15 protein-coding genes and 3 pseudogenes are annotated in these 14,966 nt (G+C 65.5%); 14 read left to right on the top strand and 4 right to left on the bottom strand.

The window, feature by feature from the left end; translation table 11 throughout:
• Nucleotides 1–66: 66 nt before the first annotated feature.
• The 8 genes and pseudogenes from THI_RS14060 to THI_RS14095 form a co-directional block, all read left to right on the top strand.
• Nucleotides 67–228 (top strand): annotated as a pseudogene (locus tag THI_RS14060) (4Fe-4S binding protein); the annotation flags it as partial.
• Nucleotides 229–401: 173 nt separating this feature from the next.
• Nucleotides 402–1,406, top strand: coding sequence for a tyrosine-type recombinase/integrase (locus THI_RS14065; protein WP_013106925.1), 1,005 nt, complete (start codon nt 402–404; stop codon nt 1,404–1,406).
• 97 nt (nt 1,407–1,503) lie between these two features.
• On the top strand, nt 1,504–2,109 hold the full coding sequence (locus THI_RS14070; RefSeq protein WP_013106926.1) for a type IV toxin-antitoxin system AbiEi family antitoxin domain-containing protein: 606 nt from the start codon (nt 1,504–1,506) through the stop codon (nt 2,107–2,109).
• A complete protein-coding gene (locus tag THI_RS14075; RefSeq protein WP_013106927.1) occupies nt 2,106–2,981 on the top strand; it encodes a nucleotidyl transferase AbiEii/AbiGii toxin family protein in 876 nt (291 codons plus the stop codon). Before THI_RS14070 ends, THI_RS14075 begins: the two co-directional genes overlap by 4 nt.
• A 238-nt stretch (nt 2,982–3,219) precedes the next feature.
• Nucleotides 3,220–3,996: a hypothetical protein gene (locus tag THI_RS14080; RefSeq protein WP_013106928.1), complete on the top strand. Its 777-nt coding sequence runs from the start codon at nt 3,220–3,222 to the stop codon at nt 3,994–3,996.
• A gap of 51 nt (nt 3,997–4,047) precedes the next feature.
• Nucleotides 4,048–6,216 carry an AAA family ATPase gene (locus tag THI_RS14085; protein ID WP_013106929.1) on the top strand — a complete coding sequence of 723 codons (2,169 nt, stop codon included), beginning with the start codon at nt 4,048–4,050 and terminating at the stop codon, nt 6,214–6,216.
• 199 nt (nt 6,217–6,415) lie between these two features.
• On the top strand, nt 6,416–6,631 hold the full coding sequence (locus THI_RS14090; RefSeq protein WP_013106930.1) for a hypothetical protein: 216 nt from the start codon (nt 6,416–6,418) through the stop codon (nt 6,629–6,631).
• Nucleotides 6,632–6,883: 252 nt separating this feature from the next.
• Nucleotides 6,884–7,150 carry an AbrB/MazE/SpoVT family DNA-binding domain-containing protein gene (locus tag THI_RS14095; RefSeq protein ID WP_013106931.1) on the top strand — a complete coding sequence of 89 codons (267 nt, stop codon included), beginning with the start codon at nt 6,884–6,886 and terminating at the stop codon, nt 7,148–7,150.
• A 189-nt stretch (nt 7,151–7,339) separates the two neighbouring features.
• Here the strand turns inward: THI_RS14095 and THI_RS19405 are convergent, their stop codons facing one another.
• Nucleotides 7,340–7,699: a LysR substrate-binding domain-containing protein gene (locus tag THI_RS19405; protein WP_231836537.1), complete on the bottom strand. Its 360-nt coding sequence runs from the start codon at nt 7,697–7,699 to the stop codon at nt 7,340–7,342.
• Nucleotides 7,617–7,871, bottom strand: a complete 255-nt coding sequence (locus THI_RS19410) for a hypothetical protein (RefSeq protein ID WP_231836566.1) — start codon at nt 7,869–7,871, stop codon at nt 7,617–7,619. Before THI_RS19410 ends, THI_RS19405 begins: the two co-directional genes overlap by 83 nt.
• A 6-nt stretch (nt 7,872–7,877) precedes the next feature.
• On the opposite strand from THI_RS19410, the gene THI_RS14105 reads away from it, so the two are divergent.
• Nucleotides 7,878–8,270: an IS110 family transposase gene (locus THI_RS14105; protein ID WP_050985958.1), complete on the top strand. Its 393-nt coding sequence runs from the start codon at nt 7,878–7,880 to the stop codon at nt 8,268–8,270.
• 45 nt (nt 8,271–8,315) lie between these two features.
• Here the strand turns inward: THI_RS14105 and THI_RS19640 are convergent.
• A pseudogene (locus THI_RS19640) lies at nt 8,316–8,429 on the bottom strand (IS630 family transposase); the annotation flags it as partial.
• 69 nt (nt 8,430–8,498) lie between these two features.
• On the opposite strand from THI_RS19640, the gene THI_RS14110 reads away from it, so the two are divergent.
• From THI_RS14110 to THI_RS14120, 3 genes are all read left to right on the top strand, one after another.
• On the top strand, nt 8,499–8,867 hold the full coding sequence (locus THI_RS14110) for a hypothetical protein (protein ID WP_013104728.1): 369 nt from the start codon (nt 8,499–8,501) through the stop codon (nt 8,865–8,867).
• A 3-nt stretch (nt 8,868–8,870) separates the two neighbouring features.
• Nucleotides 8,871–9,212, top strand: a complete 342-nt coding sequence (tnpB, locus tag THI_RS14115; RefSeq protein WP_013104727.1) for an IS66 family insertion sequence element accessory protein TnpB — start codon at nt 8,871–8,873, stop codon at nt 9,210–9,212.
• 69 nt (nt 9,213–9,281) lie between these two features.
• The gene (locus tag THI_RS14120) at nt 9,282–10,841 is read left to right on the top strand and encodes an IS66-like element ISThsp3 family transposase (RefSeq protein ID WP_013104726.1); all 1,560 of its coding nucleotides are present in this window, start codon (nt 9,282–9,284) and stop codon (nt 10,839–10,841) included.
• 42 nt (nt 10,842–10,883) lie between these two features.
• Here THI_RS14120 and THI_RS14125 read toward each other — a convergent pair.
• Nucleotides 10,884–11,813, bottom strand: a pseudogene (locus THI_RS14125) (IS630 family transposase); the annotation flags it as partial.
• A gap of 754 nt (nt 11,814–12,567) precedes the next feature.
• Between THI_RS14125 and istA the strand changes: the two are divergent.
• Together istA and istB are read left to right on the top strand one after the other, a co-directional pair.
• Nucleotides 12,568–14,100 (top strand): IS21-like element ISThsp19 family transposase, encoded by a 1,533-nt coding sequence (istA, locus tag THI_RS14130; RefSeq protein ID WP_013106932.1) that lies wholly within the window; start codon nt 12,568–12,570, stop codon nt 14,098–14,100.
• The gene (gene istB / locus THI_RS14135) at nt 14,090–14,911 is read left to right on the top strand and encodes an IS21-like element ISThsp19 family helper ATPase IstB (protein WP_013106933.1); all 822 of its coding nucleotides are present in this window, start codon (nt 14,090–14,092) and stop codon (nt 14,909–14,911) included. The genes istA and istB overlap by 11 nt, the downstream gene beginning before the upstream one ends.
• The last annotated feature ends 55 nt before the right edge of the window (nt 14,912–14,966 follow it).

Consider the following 14,966-nt stretch of genomic DNA (forward strand, 5'->3'; position numbering starts at 1 on the left):
CGCAAGTACCGGGCGTGCAGCGCGGTCAAGTGGCTCAGATGTCCATAACAATCGAGGAGATGCAAGATGCAAAAGTCCCTGCATATCGACCCTGACAAGTGCACGGGTTGCCTGCAATGCGAGATGGCCTGCTCGTATGAAAACTACGGAATTTTCAACACCTCAAAAAGCCGCATCAAGGTGTTCGACTTCCATGAGACTGGCCGCAAGGTGCCCTACACCGGCACCACGAACATGTTTCATTAAACACCGCTTAACCCCATAAAGCCCCGTAATTCAATGAGTTGCGTGGCTTTTTTCTTGCCGAAAATCGGCATCAAGCGCCACCGTTTGTCGCCGTTTCCCATACCATTTGCACCAAATTTGCACCAGGTGCTGCACCAAGCGGAAGGGGAACGGGAATGGGAACGGTCGTCAAACGCGGCAAGACTTTTCGGGCGCAAGTCAGGCGCAATGGCGCGAGCCGGTCGGCAACCTTCGATACGAAGGCTGCGGCTTATGTATGGGTCGAACAAGTTGAGCGGGAAATCGGCGCTGGTGTTACCGGTGGCTCAGCCGCCCCCGCTGGGGCGACGTTTGCCAAACTGCTCGAACGCTATCGAGATGATGTCAGCGAATACAAGCGCGGCAAGCGCTGGGAGGTCACGCGCATCAATCTGACATTGCGAGATGCGATTGCCGAGGTTCCGCTGGTGCGCCTGGCGCAACCGGCTGTCGCCGCATGGAGAGACCGGCGATTGAAGCAAGTCAGCCCAGCATCGGTGCAGCGCGAGTGGAACCTGCTGTCGCACGCCTGCAGTCTGGCCGTCAAGGAGTGGCATTGGCTGGCCGAAAACCCGTTTACTGGGGTGCGGCGCCCTCCCCCAACCCCGCCAAGAGATCGCTTGGCAACCGAGGCGGAACTGGATCGCATCCTCTTTGCGCTCAGCTATCAGCCCGGACAGCGCCCATCCACGATTTCGGAGCGCATTGGAGCCGCTGCGGTGTTCGCTGTCGAGACGGGCATGCGTGTCGGCGAAATTGCCAAGTTGACCTGGGCCGACGTCGCTCCGACCGTCGTGACGGTCCGTTCAGGCAAGACTGCCGCAGCAACACGCCGTGTTCCGCTCTCACCCGTAGCGCAAACCGTGTTGTCTGGGCTCAAACCGGATCCGGTCGACCTCACGGCCAGAGTTTTTGATCTGAATACATCGCAGATTGATTCGCTGTGGCGCAAAGCGAAGAAGCTCGCCATGATCGAGGATCTGCATTTCCACGATCTGCGGCATACCGCTGTCACCCGGCTAGCCAAGAAACTCCCCATTCTCGATCTGGCGAGGATGATCGGGCACAAGGATCTTCGCATGCTGCAAATCTATTACAACGAAAGCGCCGAGACGATGGCGGATCGGCTCAAGGCGGACTGAAAGTGCCTGCGCCGACGAGCCAGCCCGTCATCGCGGGCATGCTCCTATTTTTCGTCGAACGATTGCATTCGACGAATAAACGGAACATACTCCAGCCATGCTCCCCGACACACACACTCAGCGCGTCCTCGTTCTGGCCAGCCAGAAGGGGATGCTGCGCGCCAGCGATCTGGACGCCATCGATGCGCCCCGGGTCGTCCTGACGCGCCTGACCGCCGCTGGCCTGCTGGAAAAGATTGGGCGTGGCCTGTACCGTCTGACGGACTCCAACGGGTCGGAATTTGAGAGTCTCGTGACCGTCGCCACCAAGGTGCCGCAAGCCGTGTTCTGCCTGCTCACCGCGCTGCAGTTCCACGAACTGACCACCCAACTGCCGCGCCAGGTCTGGATCGCCATGCCGCGCGGCAGCCATGCCCCACGGTTCGACCATCCGCCGATCAAGATGGTGCAGTTCACGGGCGACGCTTACACGGCAGGCGTCGAGGAAATTGAACGCGATGGCGTCAAGCTCCGGGTGTACGGTATTGCAAAGACCGTGGCGGACTGCTTCAAGCACCGCAACAAGATCGGCCTGGATGTGGCGCTGGAGGCCCTGAAGGACGCGCGGGCCCGCAACAAGGCATCGGTCGATGACATCTGGCGCTATGCCAAGATCTGCCGCGTAGCCAACGTGATGCGGCCCTATCTGGAGAGCGTCGCATGAGCCCGGCGCGTCCAACGAATCAGGCGAGTGTCGCCGCGTCCGTCCGTGCGCGCCTGCTCAACGTCGCCAAAGCGCAGGGCGTCGATTTCAATCAGGTGCTGGTGCGCTTCGCGCTGGAACGCATCCTCTACCGCCTGACTCAATCGCGGCACGCCGATCGCTTTCTGCTCAAAGGCGCGCTGCTCTTCACACTCTGGTACGACATGCCGCACCGGGCCACGCGCGACGCCGATCTGCTTGGTTTCGGCGCGAGCGATCTGGCTTCGGTCGCTGAGACTTTCCGCGACATCGCCGCCGTGGCTGCTGACGACGGCATCGTATTTGACCCAACCTCGGTCACGGTCGAGGAAATCCGTAAGGAGGCAGGCTACGGCGGCGTCCGGGTGATCATCGCTGGCGAGCTGGCCAAGGCGCGCTGCAAGACGCAGATCGATGTCGGCTTCGGCGATGTCGTCACGCCCGCTCCGGTGGATTCGGTCTATCCAGTGCTGTTGGACGATCTGCCCGCTCCCCGGCTGCGGGCCTACCCGACGTACACGGTCATTGCAGAAAAACTCCACGCTATCGCCCTGTTGGGCATGACCAACAGCCGCCTGAAGGACTACTTCGATCTGTCGGTTCTGCTGGAACGAGAAACCCTGGACATCGATTTGCTGGCCAAAGCGATCAAGGCCACCTTTGATCGGCGCGGCATGGCTGTGCCCGATGCGCTGCCGATTGGGCTGTCGGAGGAATTCGCACTCGATTCCTCGCGGGCGTCGCTGTGGCTGGCGTTCTTCAAGAAGAACGCGCTTACCCCCGAGCCCCTGCCTGTCATCGTGGATCGGTTGCGATCCGCCCTGGCACCTGCGTTGAACCGAGCCGCTCTTTGAACCCCGACTCGTAGAGCAGCAGCTTCGCGTCCATCGCTACGGTCGAATATATAGCCTACGCGCTGAGCCCAGCCCGGGCAGATCCCGAGCCTTCCGCGGATGGCCAGCCGCATGGGCCTGCCCAGGTCGCCGACGCATCGGCTGACGACGTTTCCCGTCCACGCGCCGGCTTGCGTCGACTTGCATCGGCGCCGTCCTGTGATGAGATGGTTGGCATCCTCATCCCGGAGCGCCCACGATGCCCATCCAACCCGCAGCGCAACCCGCATCCTCGTCACCCCCATCGCGGCTGTGCCGCCGCCTGACCGCCCTGCGCGACATCCTGCTCGTGCTGTGCTGGACCGACTCCCCGGCTGGTCATCGCGTCCGCCTGGAGCTGCAACGCCGCTTTGCACGCCGTGGCCAATCTCCCAGGGGGGCCCGTCGCATGGCCGGCCTGCGTCTTGCCGCCGCCCTGGGCGTCACCACCTTGTTCGCCCCCTGGCTGATCCTGGCTGCGGCCCTGGGCAGTGCGACCCTGCTCTCCCATGCACCCGGGATGAGCCGGGCATTCCTGCTGCTGGCGTTCGCCCTGGTCGGGCTGTATGGCCGCGGCATCCTGCACCTCGGCCGAGGCGATGCCTGGCGCAAGTCGGTGTTCCGTGCCAGCGGCCATGATCTGCAGGCCCTGCCCCTGGCCTCCACCCTGAAGCGACTGCGGCCCGAAGCCCTGGGAGGCGAGGTCCTGCGGCACTGGCGGTGCGCCCGGCGCTGGGCCTGGACGACGGTGGCGCTGCTGGCGGGTCTGGCCTGGGGACTGGCTCGGGGCGTGGGCTGGGTCCTGGCCCACCAGCCTGCGCACGGCTGTCGCGCCCTGCCCTGGCTGCTGGGCACGGCGCTGGGGCTGGCGATGTGGCTGCCCACCCGCTACGACCACCATGTGGGCCTGGCCTTGGGCCTGAGCCTGGATGCGACCGAAACAGCCGAAGCCGAAGCCGCCGCGGCCGTTCAAGCGCCCCCGGACGCCGCGCGCTGACTCGAGGCGCTCATCCATCACATCCATCCCCCTCCAATGCCACGCTGAACCATGCCACGCCATCAACGCCTGCTCGACGCCCTGAACGACACCCCCACGCGCTCGCCTGTGCCCGAGCCGCCAGTCCCCCTGGTGCGCCTGTGGCTGCTGCGCATCCTGCTGCCGCTGGGAGGGCTGCGCCAGCTCCTGCATGACGGCCAGGGCGTGTCCGGTCTGCTTGCCACGCTGGGCGTGCCCCACGCTCTGCGGGAGGGCGGCACGGACGCCGCCGGCCTGGTCGCGATCCGCCGCGTGCTCGAATCCGACTGGCAGGCGCTGGAGGCACAGGCCGACGCGTTCGCGCTGCCGGTCGCGCTGGAGGAGAACCTGGCACGCCTGGCGGCCCTGGTGCAGCTCTCGGCCGTGGACTGCCGGCTGCTGGGCTGTGCCTGTCTGTTGCAGGCGCTGCGGCTGTTCGAGGACGCCGCCGACACCCTGGGACCGTTGACCCCGGCGAAGGCCATCGGGGTGCTGGCGACGTTGCTGGACCTGCCCGAAGTCGCGGTGAAGCGGGCGCTGGCGCCGGCGGGGGTGCTGGCCCACAGTGGACTGCTGAGTCTGAGGCGGGCGGGCCAGGGCACGTTGTCCACCCGGCTGGAACTGTTCTCGGCGTCCTTTGCCGAGGCCATGCTGGCGCCGGACACCGAGCCGCTGGCGCTGCTGCGTGGGGCAGTCGCCTCCAGTGCTCCGGCGCGCCTCACCCTGGACGATTACCCGCATCTGGGGCTGAGCCGGACGCTGCTGCGCACCTATCTGGCGTCGGCCCTGGGTCACCACTCGGCGGGAGGCAGCAAGCGTGGCACCAATGTCCTGCTCTACGGCCCGCCGGGCACGGGCAAGACCGAACTATGCCGCACGCTGGCCGCGGTCCTGGATTGTGAGTTGCTGGAGGTGAGCGCGGCGGACGAGGACGGCGATCCGATCGGCGGGGAGCAGCGGCTGCGGGCCTGGCGGGCGGCGCAGCGCTTCCTGGCGCGGCGTCGGGCGCTGATCCTGTTCGACGAGATCGAGGATGTGTTCACCAGCCAGACCGAGGGCGACGTCACGGGCCTGTTCGCCCTGCACAGTCCCAACCCGGGCAAGCACCGCAAGGGCTGGCTGCACCGGGCGCTGGAGACCAACCCGGTGCCCACCTTCTGGGTGACGAACGCCGTGGGGGAGATGGACGCCGCGCTGATCCGGCGGTTTGATCTGGTGCTGGAGCTTCCGGTGCCGCCACGACAGGTGCGCGACTCCATCGCCCGGGCCACTGTGGGGGCGCTGGTGGGGGCCGAGACCCTGGCGGCCCTGGCGGCCAGCGCGGTGCTGGCGCCAGCCGTGCTGACCCGGGCGGCGGATGTGGTGCGGCAGGTCGGCGCAGGGCTGGATCCCGCGCAACGCGATGCGGCTTTGCTCGCCCTGGTCAATCACACCCTGCGGGCCCAGGGCCACACTGCCGTCATGGCCTGCGATCCCCAGCGTTTGCCTTGCACCTACGATCCGCGGCTGGTCCATGCCGACGTGGATTTACAGGCCATTGCCCAGGGCATCGCCCACGCCTCCCACACCGGCGGCGTCAGGCTGTGCCTCTACGGCCTGCCCGGCACGGGCAAGTCAGCGTACGCGCGCTGGCTGGCGGAGCAACTGGGGCGACCGCTGCAGCTCTGGCGGGCGTCGGACCTGCTCGCCAAGTGGCTGGGGGCGAGTGAACGGCTGGTGGCGCGGGCCTTCCATGACGCGCAGGAGGACGGGGCGGTGCTGCTGATCGATGAGATCGATGGACTGCTGCAGGATCGGCGCGGCGCGGCGCAGGCCTGGGAGGTGACGCTGGTGAACGAGTTGTTGACGCAGATGGAGAGCTTCCCCGGCGTGTTCATCGCCACGACCAATCGCCTGGAGGGGCTGGACCCGGCGGCGCTGCGGCGCTTTGATCTGAAGCTGCAGTTCCGGGCCTTGCGGCCGGAGCAGGCCTGGGCTTTGCTGGGCAGTCATTGCGCGGCCCTGGGACTTGGCGTGCCGGAAGAAGGGCTGCGGCAAGGCTTGCGGTCGCTGGCGTCGCTGACGCCGGGGGACTTCGCCACGGTGGCGCGGCGGCATCGATTGCAGCCCCTGCGTAGCGCGCAGGACTTCGTCATCGCGCTGCGAACGGAATGCGGCTTCAAGCCGGGTGGGGTGGGAGCTGGAACCATGGGGTTTGTGTGAGGGCGGGGACAGGGTATGCCCTCGACTTGCGCACACCGCAAACGCCGGTACGATTCAAGCCTCTTCCCGTCCATCTTCACGTTTTAAAGGCCCTTCTCACCCGCGCAGATCCTGAATCGACCGCTCCCTGCGGTCCCGAGCTTGGAGCCACGCACACCCTTCGTGCGTCCGCAATGTCCAACGCCTTCAGGAGATTCCCATGCGCGAAGAACGCCTCTACCCCCTGCTCGTCCAACTCGTCGCCCAGGGCGCGACGCTCGAAGAGTCCCACCACGCCGGCCGCCGCTACACCTTGATCGCCGAGCACCAGCGTCTGCCCATCAGTGCGGCACTCGGCGTCAAGCTCGAACGCGAGGGGCGCATCCGCGCTCTATGCCGCCTCAGCGGCAAGACGCTCTGGGTGGCAAGCGTCTGAAGTCTGTCGGCTATCGAGTAGTGGGCATGCCCGTCTTGCCGACTTGCGAAACCACGTTCGTGCGGGATGATGGTTCTGGAGATGTCCCGGTGGGCATCCGAGGAGAAAGCAATGGAGATTTTGGTGGCAAATGGCAGGTGGCAGATGGCAGATGGCAGGAGCCGCGGACGACGACAACGACCGCATGAACGCATCCCAGCCCTGCAGCACCAGAGCATCCAACTTGCCGTTCGAACCTGAAGGAGAAGGATGATGTCGTTCATGACGGGGGTGTATGTCACTGCCGCGGTGGCCATACTCTGCACCTTGGGGAGCGTGCTGTTCGTGCTGCGCCTGGCGGAGCAGGCGCAGCAGGAGAACCAGCGCCGCAACCAGCACCGCGGGATTGGGATTCCGCCGGAGATCCTCAAGGCTCTCGGGGTCGAAGCCGGGGATACCTTGGCCTGGGAGGTCGGCAAGGACGGGACGGTGCGCGTGCGCCGGGCTGAACGCGCGGTGAAGCCGGTGGAGTGTCCGTGATGCGCCAGCAGGTGGATGTGCTGGAGGTGAAGACGCTGGACGTGAAGGCGCCGATCCTCGCGCGAACCCTCGGATCCAAGCCCCAGGTTGTTCAACGCGACGGTGGAGATGGCCGACAAGCGTGGGCTGTTGTCGGGCGAGCACTTCAGCGTGCCCATCGCTCCCATGCGCGTTGCTCGCCGATTGCGCTCACGATCTCGTCGATAAACACACACACCCCTTGTTCGAGAGGTGGCGGCGGCTGAGGTACACAGCGAATAAATTGAGTTCGAGGGTTTGGTAGTCCATCAGAACGGGCACAAGCGTCCCTTGCGCGAGTTCGGAGGCGACGATGAACGTTGGTTGCATGATGACGCCTGCGCCATCGACTGCAAGTTCGCGCAGCAGCTCGCCATTGGTGGCATGCACGCTGGGACTGACCTTGATCCGGGCGACCTTGCCCTGCACGTCGATGAAAGGCCATTCATCACCCGCCCATAAATAGCTGAAGCTCAGGGTTGCATGGTCGGCAAGATCGGCGGGGACAGATGGCGTGCCTTGGCGCTTCAGGTAGGCTGGCGACGCACAGCTTGCCGTCGATGGCTTGGCGGTTGCGCGCTTCGAGCGAGTCGAGGATGACCACCCAGGCGGTGATGCCGACGTTCTCCAGGTGAGCGTAGACGCTCTTCCAGTAGATGCCGGTGCTCTCCATGACGATGAGCTCAACCTGCAGCTCGGCCATCTGTTCGTGCTGCGCCACTTGAGCGACAGCATCGACGCGCTGCAGCGCCAACTGGCCGACATCGACGCCTACCTGATGCGCGCCATGCAGCCCTACGCCTGGGCTCACAGCCTGCTGCAGACCATCCCCGGCATTGACGAGACCGCCGCCGCGCTGATCCTCATCGAGATCGACGACGACATGGCCCGCTTCGGCGCGCCTGAGCGCCTGGCCTGCTGGGCCGCGCTGAGCCCCGGCAACCACGAGAGCGCAGGCAAGCGCAAGTCCGGCCGCACCCGGCACGGCAACAACGCCATTCGCTACATCCTGTGCGAGTGCGCCAACGCTGCGCGCATGACCAAGAGCACCCTGCCCTGGCGGTGCCCGGTGCTATTCCAGTGCTACCGGCCATCATCGTGACGCAAACGATGGTCGAGCTATTGACCCGGCATTGAAGCATTGAACTCAAGCCGCATACCGAACCGGAGCATGCTGGAAGTAGCTCTTGATCCGCTCGGGCTGCCGCTGGACGCTGCTGAGGTGTCTGGCAGTGGCCTTGACGAGTTGCAGCTTGGTCGTAAGCGTTTGCCGAACCCATCTTTTCAATGAGTCTGAGCTGAGCGAAGCTTGGGTTTTTTCGGGGGCTCCATGCGATCAGACAAACTCAGTGAAGAGCGGATTGATGAGATTCTGGCGATCCTCGATGAACTCAAAGCCAGCGGGATGAAGGCCGAAGCGTTTGCGCAAAGCAAGGGGCTGGGCTACGGGCAACTGCGCGGCTGGCTGTCGAGCGCGCCGCGCTGGCGCGCCCAACGCGCGGGTCTGGCCCTGCCGCCTCGGCGCAGCGCCTTCGTGCGCGCCCACTGCAACCCGTCCCCCGCTGCGGCTGCGGAGGGAAGCCCCCATCCCGGACACGCCCGCATCACCTGCGAGGGGGCCCAGCGCCGCGCCCAGATTGACTGGCCCGTGGCCCACGCAGCCGAGTGCGCGCAGTGGCTGCAGGCCTGGCTGGGATAAGCCATGCTGCGCATTGAGGCCATCTGGCTGGCCGTGGGCGCCAGCGATCTGCGCGGCGGCATGGATAGCCTGCTGGGCCAGGTTGTGGCCCGGTTTGGCTCGGCCCAGCGCCACCATGCCTACGTGTTTGCCAACCGCCGCGCCACCCGGCTGAAGGTGCTCGTCTTTGATGGCTCGGGGATCTGGCTGTGCACGCGCCGACTGCAAGAAGGCCGGTTTGCCTGGCCGCAGGAGGACCGTGAGGCGCTGCACCTGAGTGCCGAGCAATGGAGTTGGCTGGCCGCCGGGCTGCCGTGGCAGCGCATGACCGCGCACGCCACCGCCAGCGCCATTGCCGTGGTGTAGTCCCCCGGACGTTTGTCGATCGGGGCAACTCCCGATTCTCGCGCGCGCGTGCGCGCGAGAGAATTCGGCATGGTCAGCGCCATCGACGACGACAAACTCCAGTCCCTGGGCGACGATCCGGCGGCGCAGTACGCGCGCACGGTCATTGCGCAGTTCGGTGCACAGATCGCGCACCAGCGTGCCGAGCTCAAATTTCAATCGACCAAGATTGCGGCCCTGAGCTTCGAGCTGGCGCGCCTCAAGCAATGGCGCTTCGGCCAGTCCAGCGAGAGCCTGGACACGCAAGGCCAGCTCTTCGACGCCAAGACGCAGGCGCTGCTGCAAGCCGAGGAACAGGCCGAGGACCGCGCCGCCGATGCGGAGCGCACCGCCCCAGGCAAACGTCGCCCCAAACGCCAGCCCCTGCCCAGCCAGTTGCCGCGCATCGAGCATCGCTACGAGATCGACTCCGGCCTGTGCCCGCAGGGCCACACCCTGCGCCGTATCGGGGAGGAGATCAGCGAGCAACTCGACTGCGAGCCCACGCGTTTCTTCGTGCACCGGCACATCCGCGGCAAGTATGCCTGCGCCTGCTGCCAGACGGTGTTGGCTGCACCCCTGCCAGCGCAACTCATTGACAAAGGCATTCCCGCCCCCGGCCTGCTGGCGCAGGTGGTGCTGGCCAAGCACGACGATCACCTGCCGCTGTACCGCCAGGAGGAGATTTACCGCCGCAGCGGCGTGCACCTCCCGCGCTCGAGCCTGGCGCAGTGGGTGGGCCTGTGCGGGGTGCGCCTGGAACCGCTGGCCCAGGCCCTCAAAGACCATCTGCTGGAGCAACCCGTGCTGCATGCCGATGAGACCCCGGTAGCCGAGCTGGCGCCGGGCACGGGCAAGACACACCGCGCTTATGTCTGGGTCTACCGCAGCGCGGCTACGCCGGCGGTGGTGTTTGACTATTGCGCCAGTCGTGCCGGTGCGCATGCGCGCGACTTCCTGCAGGATTGGTCAGGCACCTTGCTCACCGATGACTTCAGCGGCTACAAGGCGCTGTATGCCCAGGGGAGCATTGTGGAGGCGGGGTGCTGGGCGCATGTACGCAGAAAGTTCTTCGAGGCGCACAAGCTGGCGGGCAGCGCCATCGCGCAGGAGGCGCTTGAGCGCATCAAAGCCTTGTATGCCATTGAGCAGACCCTTCGGGAGCATCCGCCCGATGCGCGCACCGCGCTGCGCCAGCGCCAAAGCCAACCCCTGCTCGAGGCCTTGCACGCCTGGCTGATCGAGCAACGCCCGCTTCTGGCCAAGGCCGACGCCACGGCGCGGGCCATCGACTATGCGCTGGGCCGCTGGCGGGCGTTGTGTGTGTTTGCCACCGATGGGCGCGTGCCGATCGATAACAACGCGGTGGAAAACGCCATTCGGCCTCTCGCACTCGGGCGCCGAAACTGGCTCTTCGTGGGCTCGCCCCAGGCCGGCCGCCGAGCCGCCGTGCTCATGACGCTGATCGAATCGGCCAAGCTCTGCGAGGTCGACCCCTGGGCCTATCTCAAGGACGTGCTGACGAAGCTGCCCACCTGGCCCAACAGCCGTCTGGGCGAATTGCTGCCCCACAACTGGGCGAAAACCAATCCCCCTGCACTCAGCACCTGACCTTCACTTCGGGTGTCAAGAGGGGTTCCCTGCACGCTTACGCTTGGTCCGCGCCGGAGCCAGTTTCGTGACCGCCTGCTTGAGGTCGGCGTTGGCCATCTCGTTGGGGTTGAGCTCGGGGCTGTAACTGGGCAGGTAGAAGACCTCGATCTGGTGCTTGTGCTCGACCAGCCAGTCCTTCACGGGCTTGCTGTGATGCACTCGCAGGTTGTCCAGGATCAGGTAGATCTTGCGGCCCGCGTCCTTGACGAGCCGGCGCAGGAAGTCGATCAGAATGTCCGAGTTCAGAGCCCCGTCGAAGGCCTTCCACCGCATCTGGCCCTTGTTGGTGACGGTGGAGATGACCGACAGGCCGTGGCGCTTGTTGTTCACCCGGATCACCGGCGTCTGGCCTTGGGGTGCGTAGCTGCGGCCGCGCACGTCGTCGCTGCGCAGGCCGGTCTCGTCGCCCCAGTGGATCTCGGCGCCCTCGACCTTGGCGCACGCGGCGATGACCGGGTATTCCTCGTCGAGCCACTTCTTGACCGCCGCCGGCGACTGCTCGTAGGCCTTCTTCATGGGCTTCTGCGGCGTGAAGCCCCAGCGCTCGAGATACAGACCCATCGTGCGCACGGCCAGCTTGATGCCGTAGCGGTCCCGGATGAGCTCGGCGACGGCCTGGCGCGTCCACAGCGCGTAGACCATCTTCAACTGGTCGGGCGTGCGGTCGCGGATCAGTCGCTGCACCTCGCCCTCCTGCTCGGCGTTGAGCGTGCGGCCGCTGCCCACCGGTCTGCCGCCGCGGTCGACGTCAACCACCTTCCAACCGCCGGCCTCAAAGGCCTTCACCGCCGCGATCACCGTCGTGCGCGACATCTCGCATTGCGCCGCCGTGTCCTTCAGACTCGCGCCGTCCAGCCGCATCTTCACCGCACGTCGGCGGCGCTCGTTGAGCGCATCCACCGGCAGCGTTCGGGAGTCGATCTTTTCCATGCTCGATCTGACTCTACGACCTGCAATAAGTTCAAATGTTTAGTGCCGGATCAATAATTGGAGAACTGGTCTACATGCGCTTGATACCAAAGTTTGGTAAGGCCCCATCTACTTGCAGTTAGAGCATGGATAAATCAACCCGACACAGGGTGCAGCCGACTTTTGATATTTCGTGCAGTCGTCTTCTAAAAACGACAATGCTGGGTCCAGGCAGGCCTGTGGTGATGTCGCCATTTACGGAAAGCTCAATAGCTAACTCGATGCTCGAGGTCGACGCCATGCGCGAGGTGCTCAAAGGAAAGTAGTGGCCGTGGCGGTGCGTCGCGAGGTCGTGCGGCAGTTGCAGGAACGGGGCTTGCGCCCGATGCAACCCAATGAGGTGTGGAGCATGGACTTCGTGTTTGACGAACTGACCAACGGCTGACGGGTCAACACGCTGACGGTCGTGGACGACTGCAGCAAGGAGGCGGTGTAGATCGCCGTAGACACGTCGATCCCGGTGCTGTACGTCACGCGGGTGCTCGAGCAGGTCAAGGTCGAGCGCGGACTGCCCAAGGTGATCCGCACCGACAACGGCCCGGAGTTCGCAGGAAGAACCCTGCAGACCAGGGCCGCCAAGAACGGGGTCGAGCTACGGTGTTGGCGCCGACCGAAAACTGAGCCACTTATGAGGGTAGTGCCGACCCAAAACTGAGCCAGGTGAACGACCTACTCTGCTGCTTTTTTGAGCAGCAGAGGACCAGGAGTGATCACCATGGACATGATTGGCAGGATCCGGCATTTGCATGCCCGGAAGAACAAATCGGAGCGCGAGATTGCGCGCATGACAGGGCTCTCGCGCAACACGGTTGCGAAGTGGTTGCACGGCGAGGTGGACGGCCCACCGAAGTACCGGCGCGGAGAGCAGCCCAACAAGCTCACGGCGTTCCACGACGCGCTCAGGCAAGCGTTGAAGGCCGACGCGCGGCGGCCCAAACACGAGCGGCGCACGGCCAAAGCGCTGTACGCCGAGATCAGGCGCGCGGGCTATGAGGGTGGCTACACGCGGGTGACCGACTTCATCCGGGCGTGGCGCCAGGGCGAAGGCCAGGGGTCTGCGGTCAACGCTTTTGTGCCGCTGGCCTTCGAGCTGGGCGAAGCCTTCCAGTTCGACTGGAGCGAGGAAGGCATGGTGATTGGCGGCATCTACTACCGGGTGCAGGTCTCCCACATGAAGCTGTGCGCCAGTCGGGCCTTCTGGCTGGTGGCCTACCCCAGCCAGGGCCACGAGATGCTGTTCGATGCCCACACCCGGTCGTTCGCGGCGCTCGGCGGCGTGGCGCGCCGGGGCATCTATGACAACATGAAGACGGCCGTTGACAAGGTCAAGAAAGGCAAGGGACGCATCGTCAACGAGCGCTTTGCCACCATGTGCGCGCACTACCTGTACGACCCGGACTTCTGCAACGTGGCCAGTGGCTGGGAGAAAGGGGTGGTGGAGAAGAACGTGCAGGACAGCCGTCGGCGCATCTGGATCGACGCGGCCAAGATCAAGTTCGGCAGCTTCAGCGAACTCAACGCCTGGCTGGGCCAGCGCTGCCGCGCGTTGTGGGACGAGGTGCGCCACCCCGAGCACACCCAGTTCAGCGTGGCCGAGATGCTCGAACACGAGCGCGCGCGCCTCATGCCCATGCCGGTGCCGTTCGATGGCTACGTCGAGAAACCCGCGCGGGTCTCCAGCACCTGTCTGGTGTCGGTGGCGCGCAACCGCTATTCGGTGCCGTGCGAACGGGTGGGGCAGATAGTCAGCACACGGCTGTACCCGGGCAGCGTCGCCATCGTGGTCGACGACACCATCGTGGCCCGCCACGACCGGCTCAGCAACGCGGGGGAGACCCGGTACGACTGGCAGCACTACATCCCGCTGCTGCAGAGGAAGCCTGGCGCGCTGAGGAACGGCGCGCCTTTTGCCGACATGCCCGAGCCGCTGCAGCGACTGCGCCGTGGGCTGCTGCGCAACCCAGGCGGCGACCGGGTCATGGCGCAGGTGCTGGCGATCGTGCTCAGCGCCGGTCTGGATGCGGTGCTGGTGGCCATCGAACTGGCGCTGGAGAGCGGTCCACCGGGCAAGGTCAGTGTGGAGCATGTGGTCAATGTGCTGAGCCGACTCAACGCGCAGCCGGTGCCGCCCACGGCGGCTACGCTGCTGAGAGTGAACACGCCGCCGCTGGTGAACACGGCGCGCTACGACAGCCTGCGCTCGGACGCCGCGGGCGCCATCACCGAGGGAGCCGGCCATGAAGACTGATGTACTGCTCGAACTCAAGGCTCTGCGTCTGCACGGCATGGCCAGCGCGTGGGCCGATCTGGTCGAGCAAGGCGGCGGCGAGGCAGGCGGTGTGGGCATCGAGTCCTCACGCTGGCTGATCGAGCATCTGCTGCAGGCCGAGGGCACAGACCGTGCGATGCGCTCGGTCAGTCACCAGATGCACGCGGCGAAGTTCCCGGTGCACCGCGACATGGCGGGCTTTGACTTCGAGGTCTCGCCGGTGGACCGCAAGCTAGTGGAGACTCTGGCCACCACGGCCTTCACTGAGGAGGCGCACAACGTGGTGCTGGTGGGCGGGCCTGGCACTGGAAAGACCCATCTGGCCACGGCCATGGGCGTCTCGGGCATCACCCGGCACGGCAAGCGGGTGCGGTTCTACTCCACGGTCGATCTGGTCAACGCACTGGAGCAGGAGAAGGCCCAAGGCAGGGCCGGGCGCATCGCCACCAGCCTGCTGCGCATGGACCTGATCATTCTGGACGAGCTGGGCTATCTGCCGTTCAGCCAGGCCGGTGGGGCGTTGCTGTTCCACCTGCTCAGCAAGCTGTACGAGCACACCAGCGTGATGCTCACGACCAACCTGGACTTCGCCGAATGGTCCAGCGTGTTCGGCGACGCGAAGATGACCACCGCACTGCTGGACCGGCTCACGCACCACTGCCACATCGTGGAAACAGGCAACGAGTCGATCCGGTTTAGCCGCAGCACGGCTGCAGCCAAGAAGCGAATCAAGGCCCGCGAGCAGGCGCGCAAGGACGTCTCGGCGCAGGCAGAACCCGCCCCATTCTGAGCACGCTCCGCGATGGGCAAGCCGCTACGGGCTACGCCCTGCGCGGCTTGCCCAT

The organism is Thiomonas arsenitoxydans, assembly GCF_000253115.1.
In the GTDB taxonomy this organism is placed as follows: Bacteria; Pseudomonadota; Gammaproteobacteria; order Burkholderiales; family Burkholderiaceae_C; genus Thiomonas; species Thiomonas arsenitoxydans.

Coding starts and splice junctions, on each gene's coding strand:
- THI_RS14065 (WP_013106925.1), top strand. CDS start 402: ATGGGAACGGTCGTCAAACGCGGCAAGACTTTTCGGGCGCAAGTCAGG.
- THI_RS14070 (WP_013106926.1), top strand. CDS start 1,504: ATGCTCCCCGACACACACACTCAGCGCGTCCTCGTTCTGGCCAGCCAG.
- THI_RS14075 (WP_013106927.1), top strand. CDS start 2,106: ATGAGCCCGGCGCGTCCAACGAATCAGGCGAGTGTCGCCGCGTCCGTC.
- THI_RS14080 (WP_013106928.1), top strand. CDS start 3,220: ATGCCCATCCAACCCGCAGCGCAACCCGCATCCTCGTCACCCCCATCG.
- THI_RS14085 (WP_013106929.1), top strand. CDS start 4,048: ATGCCACGCCATCAACGCCTGCTCGACGCCCTGAACGACACCCCCACG.
- THI_RS14090 (WP_013106930.1), top strand. CDS start 6,416: ATGCGCGAAGAACGCCTCTACCCCCTGCTCGTCCAACTCGTCGCCCAG.
- THI_RS14095 (WP_013106931.1), top strand. CDS start 6,884: ATGTCGTTCATGACGGGGGTGTATGTCACTGCCGCGGTGGCCATACTC.
- THI_RS19410 (WP_231836566.1), bottom strand. CDS start 7,871: ATGGCCGAGCTGCAGGTTGAGCTCATCGTCATGGAGAGCACCGGCATC.
- THI_RS14110 (WP_013104728.1), top strand. CDS start 8,499: ATGCGATCAGACAAACTCAGTGAAGAGCGGATTGATGAGATTCTGGCG.
- tnpB (WP_013104727.1), top strand. CDS start 8,871: ATGCTGCGCATTGAGGCCATCTGGCTGGCCGTGGGCGCCAGCGATCTG.
- THI_RS14120 (WP_013104726.1), top strand. CDS start 9,282: ATGGTCAGCGCCATCGACGACGACAAACTCCAGTCCCTGGGCGACGAT.
- istA (WP_013106932.1), top strand. CDS start 12,568: ATGGACATGATTGGCAGGATCCGGCATTTGCATGCCCGGAAGAACAAA.
- istB (WP_013106933.1), top strand. CDS start 14,090: ATGAAGACTGATGTACTGCTCGAACTCAAGGCTCTGCGTCTGCACGGC.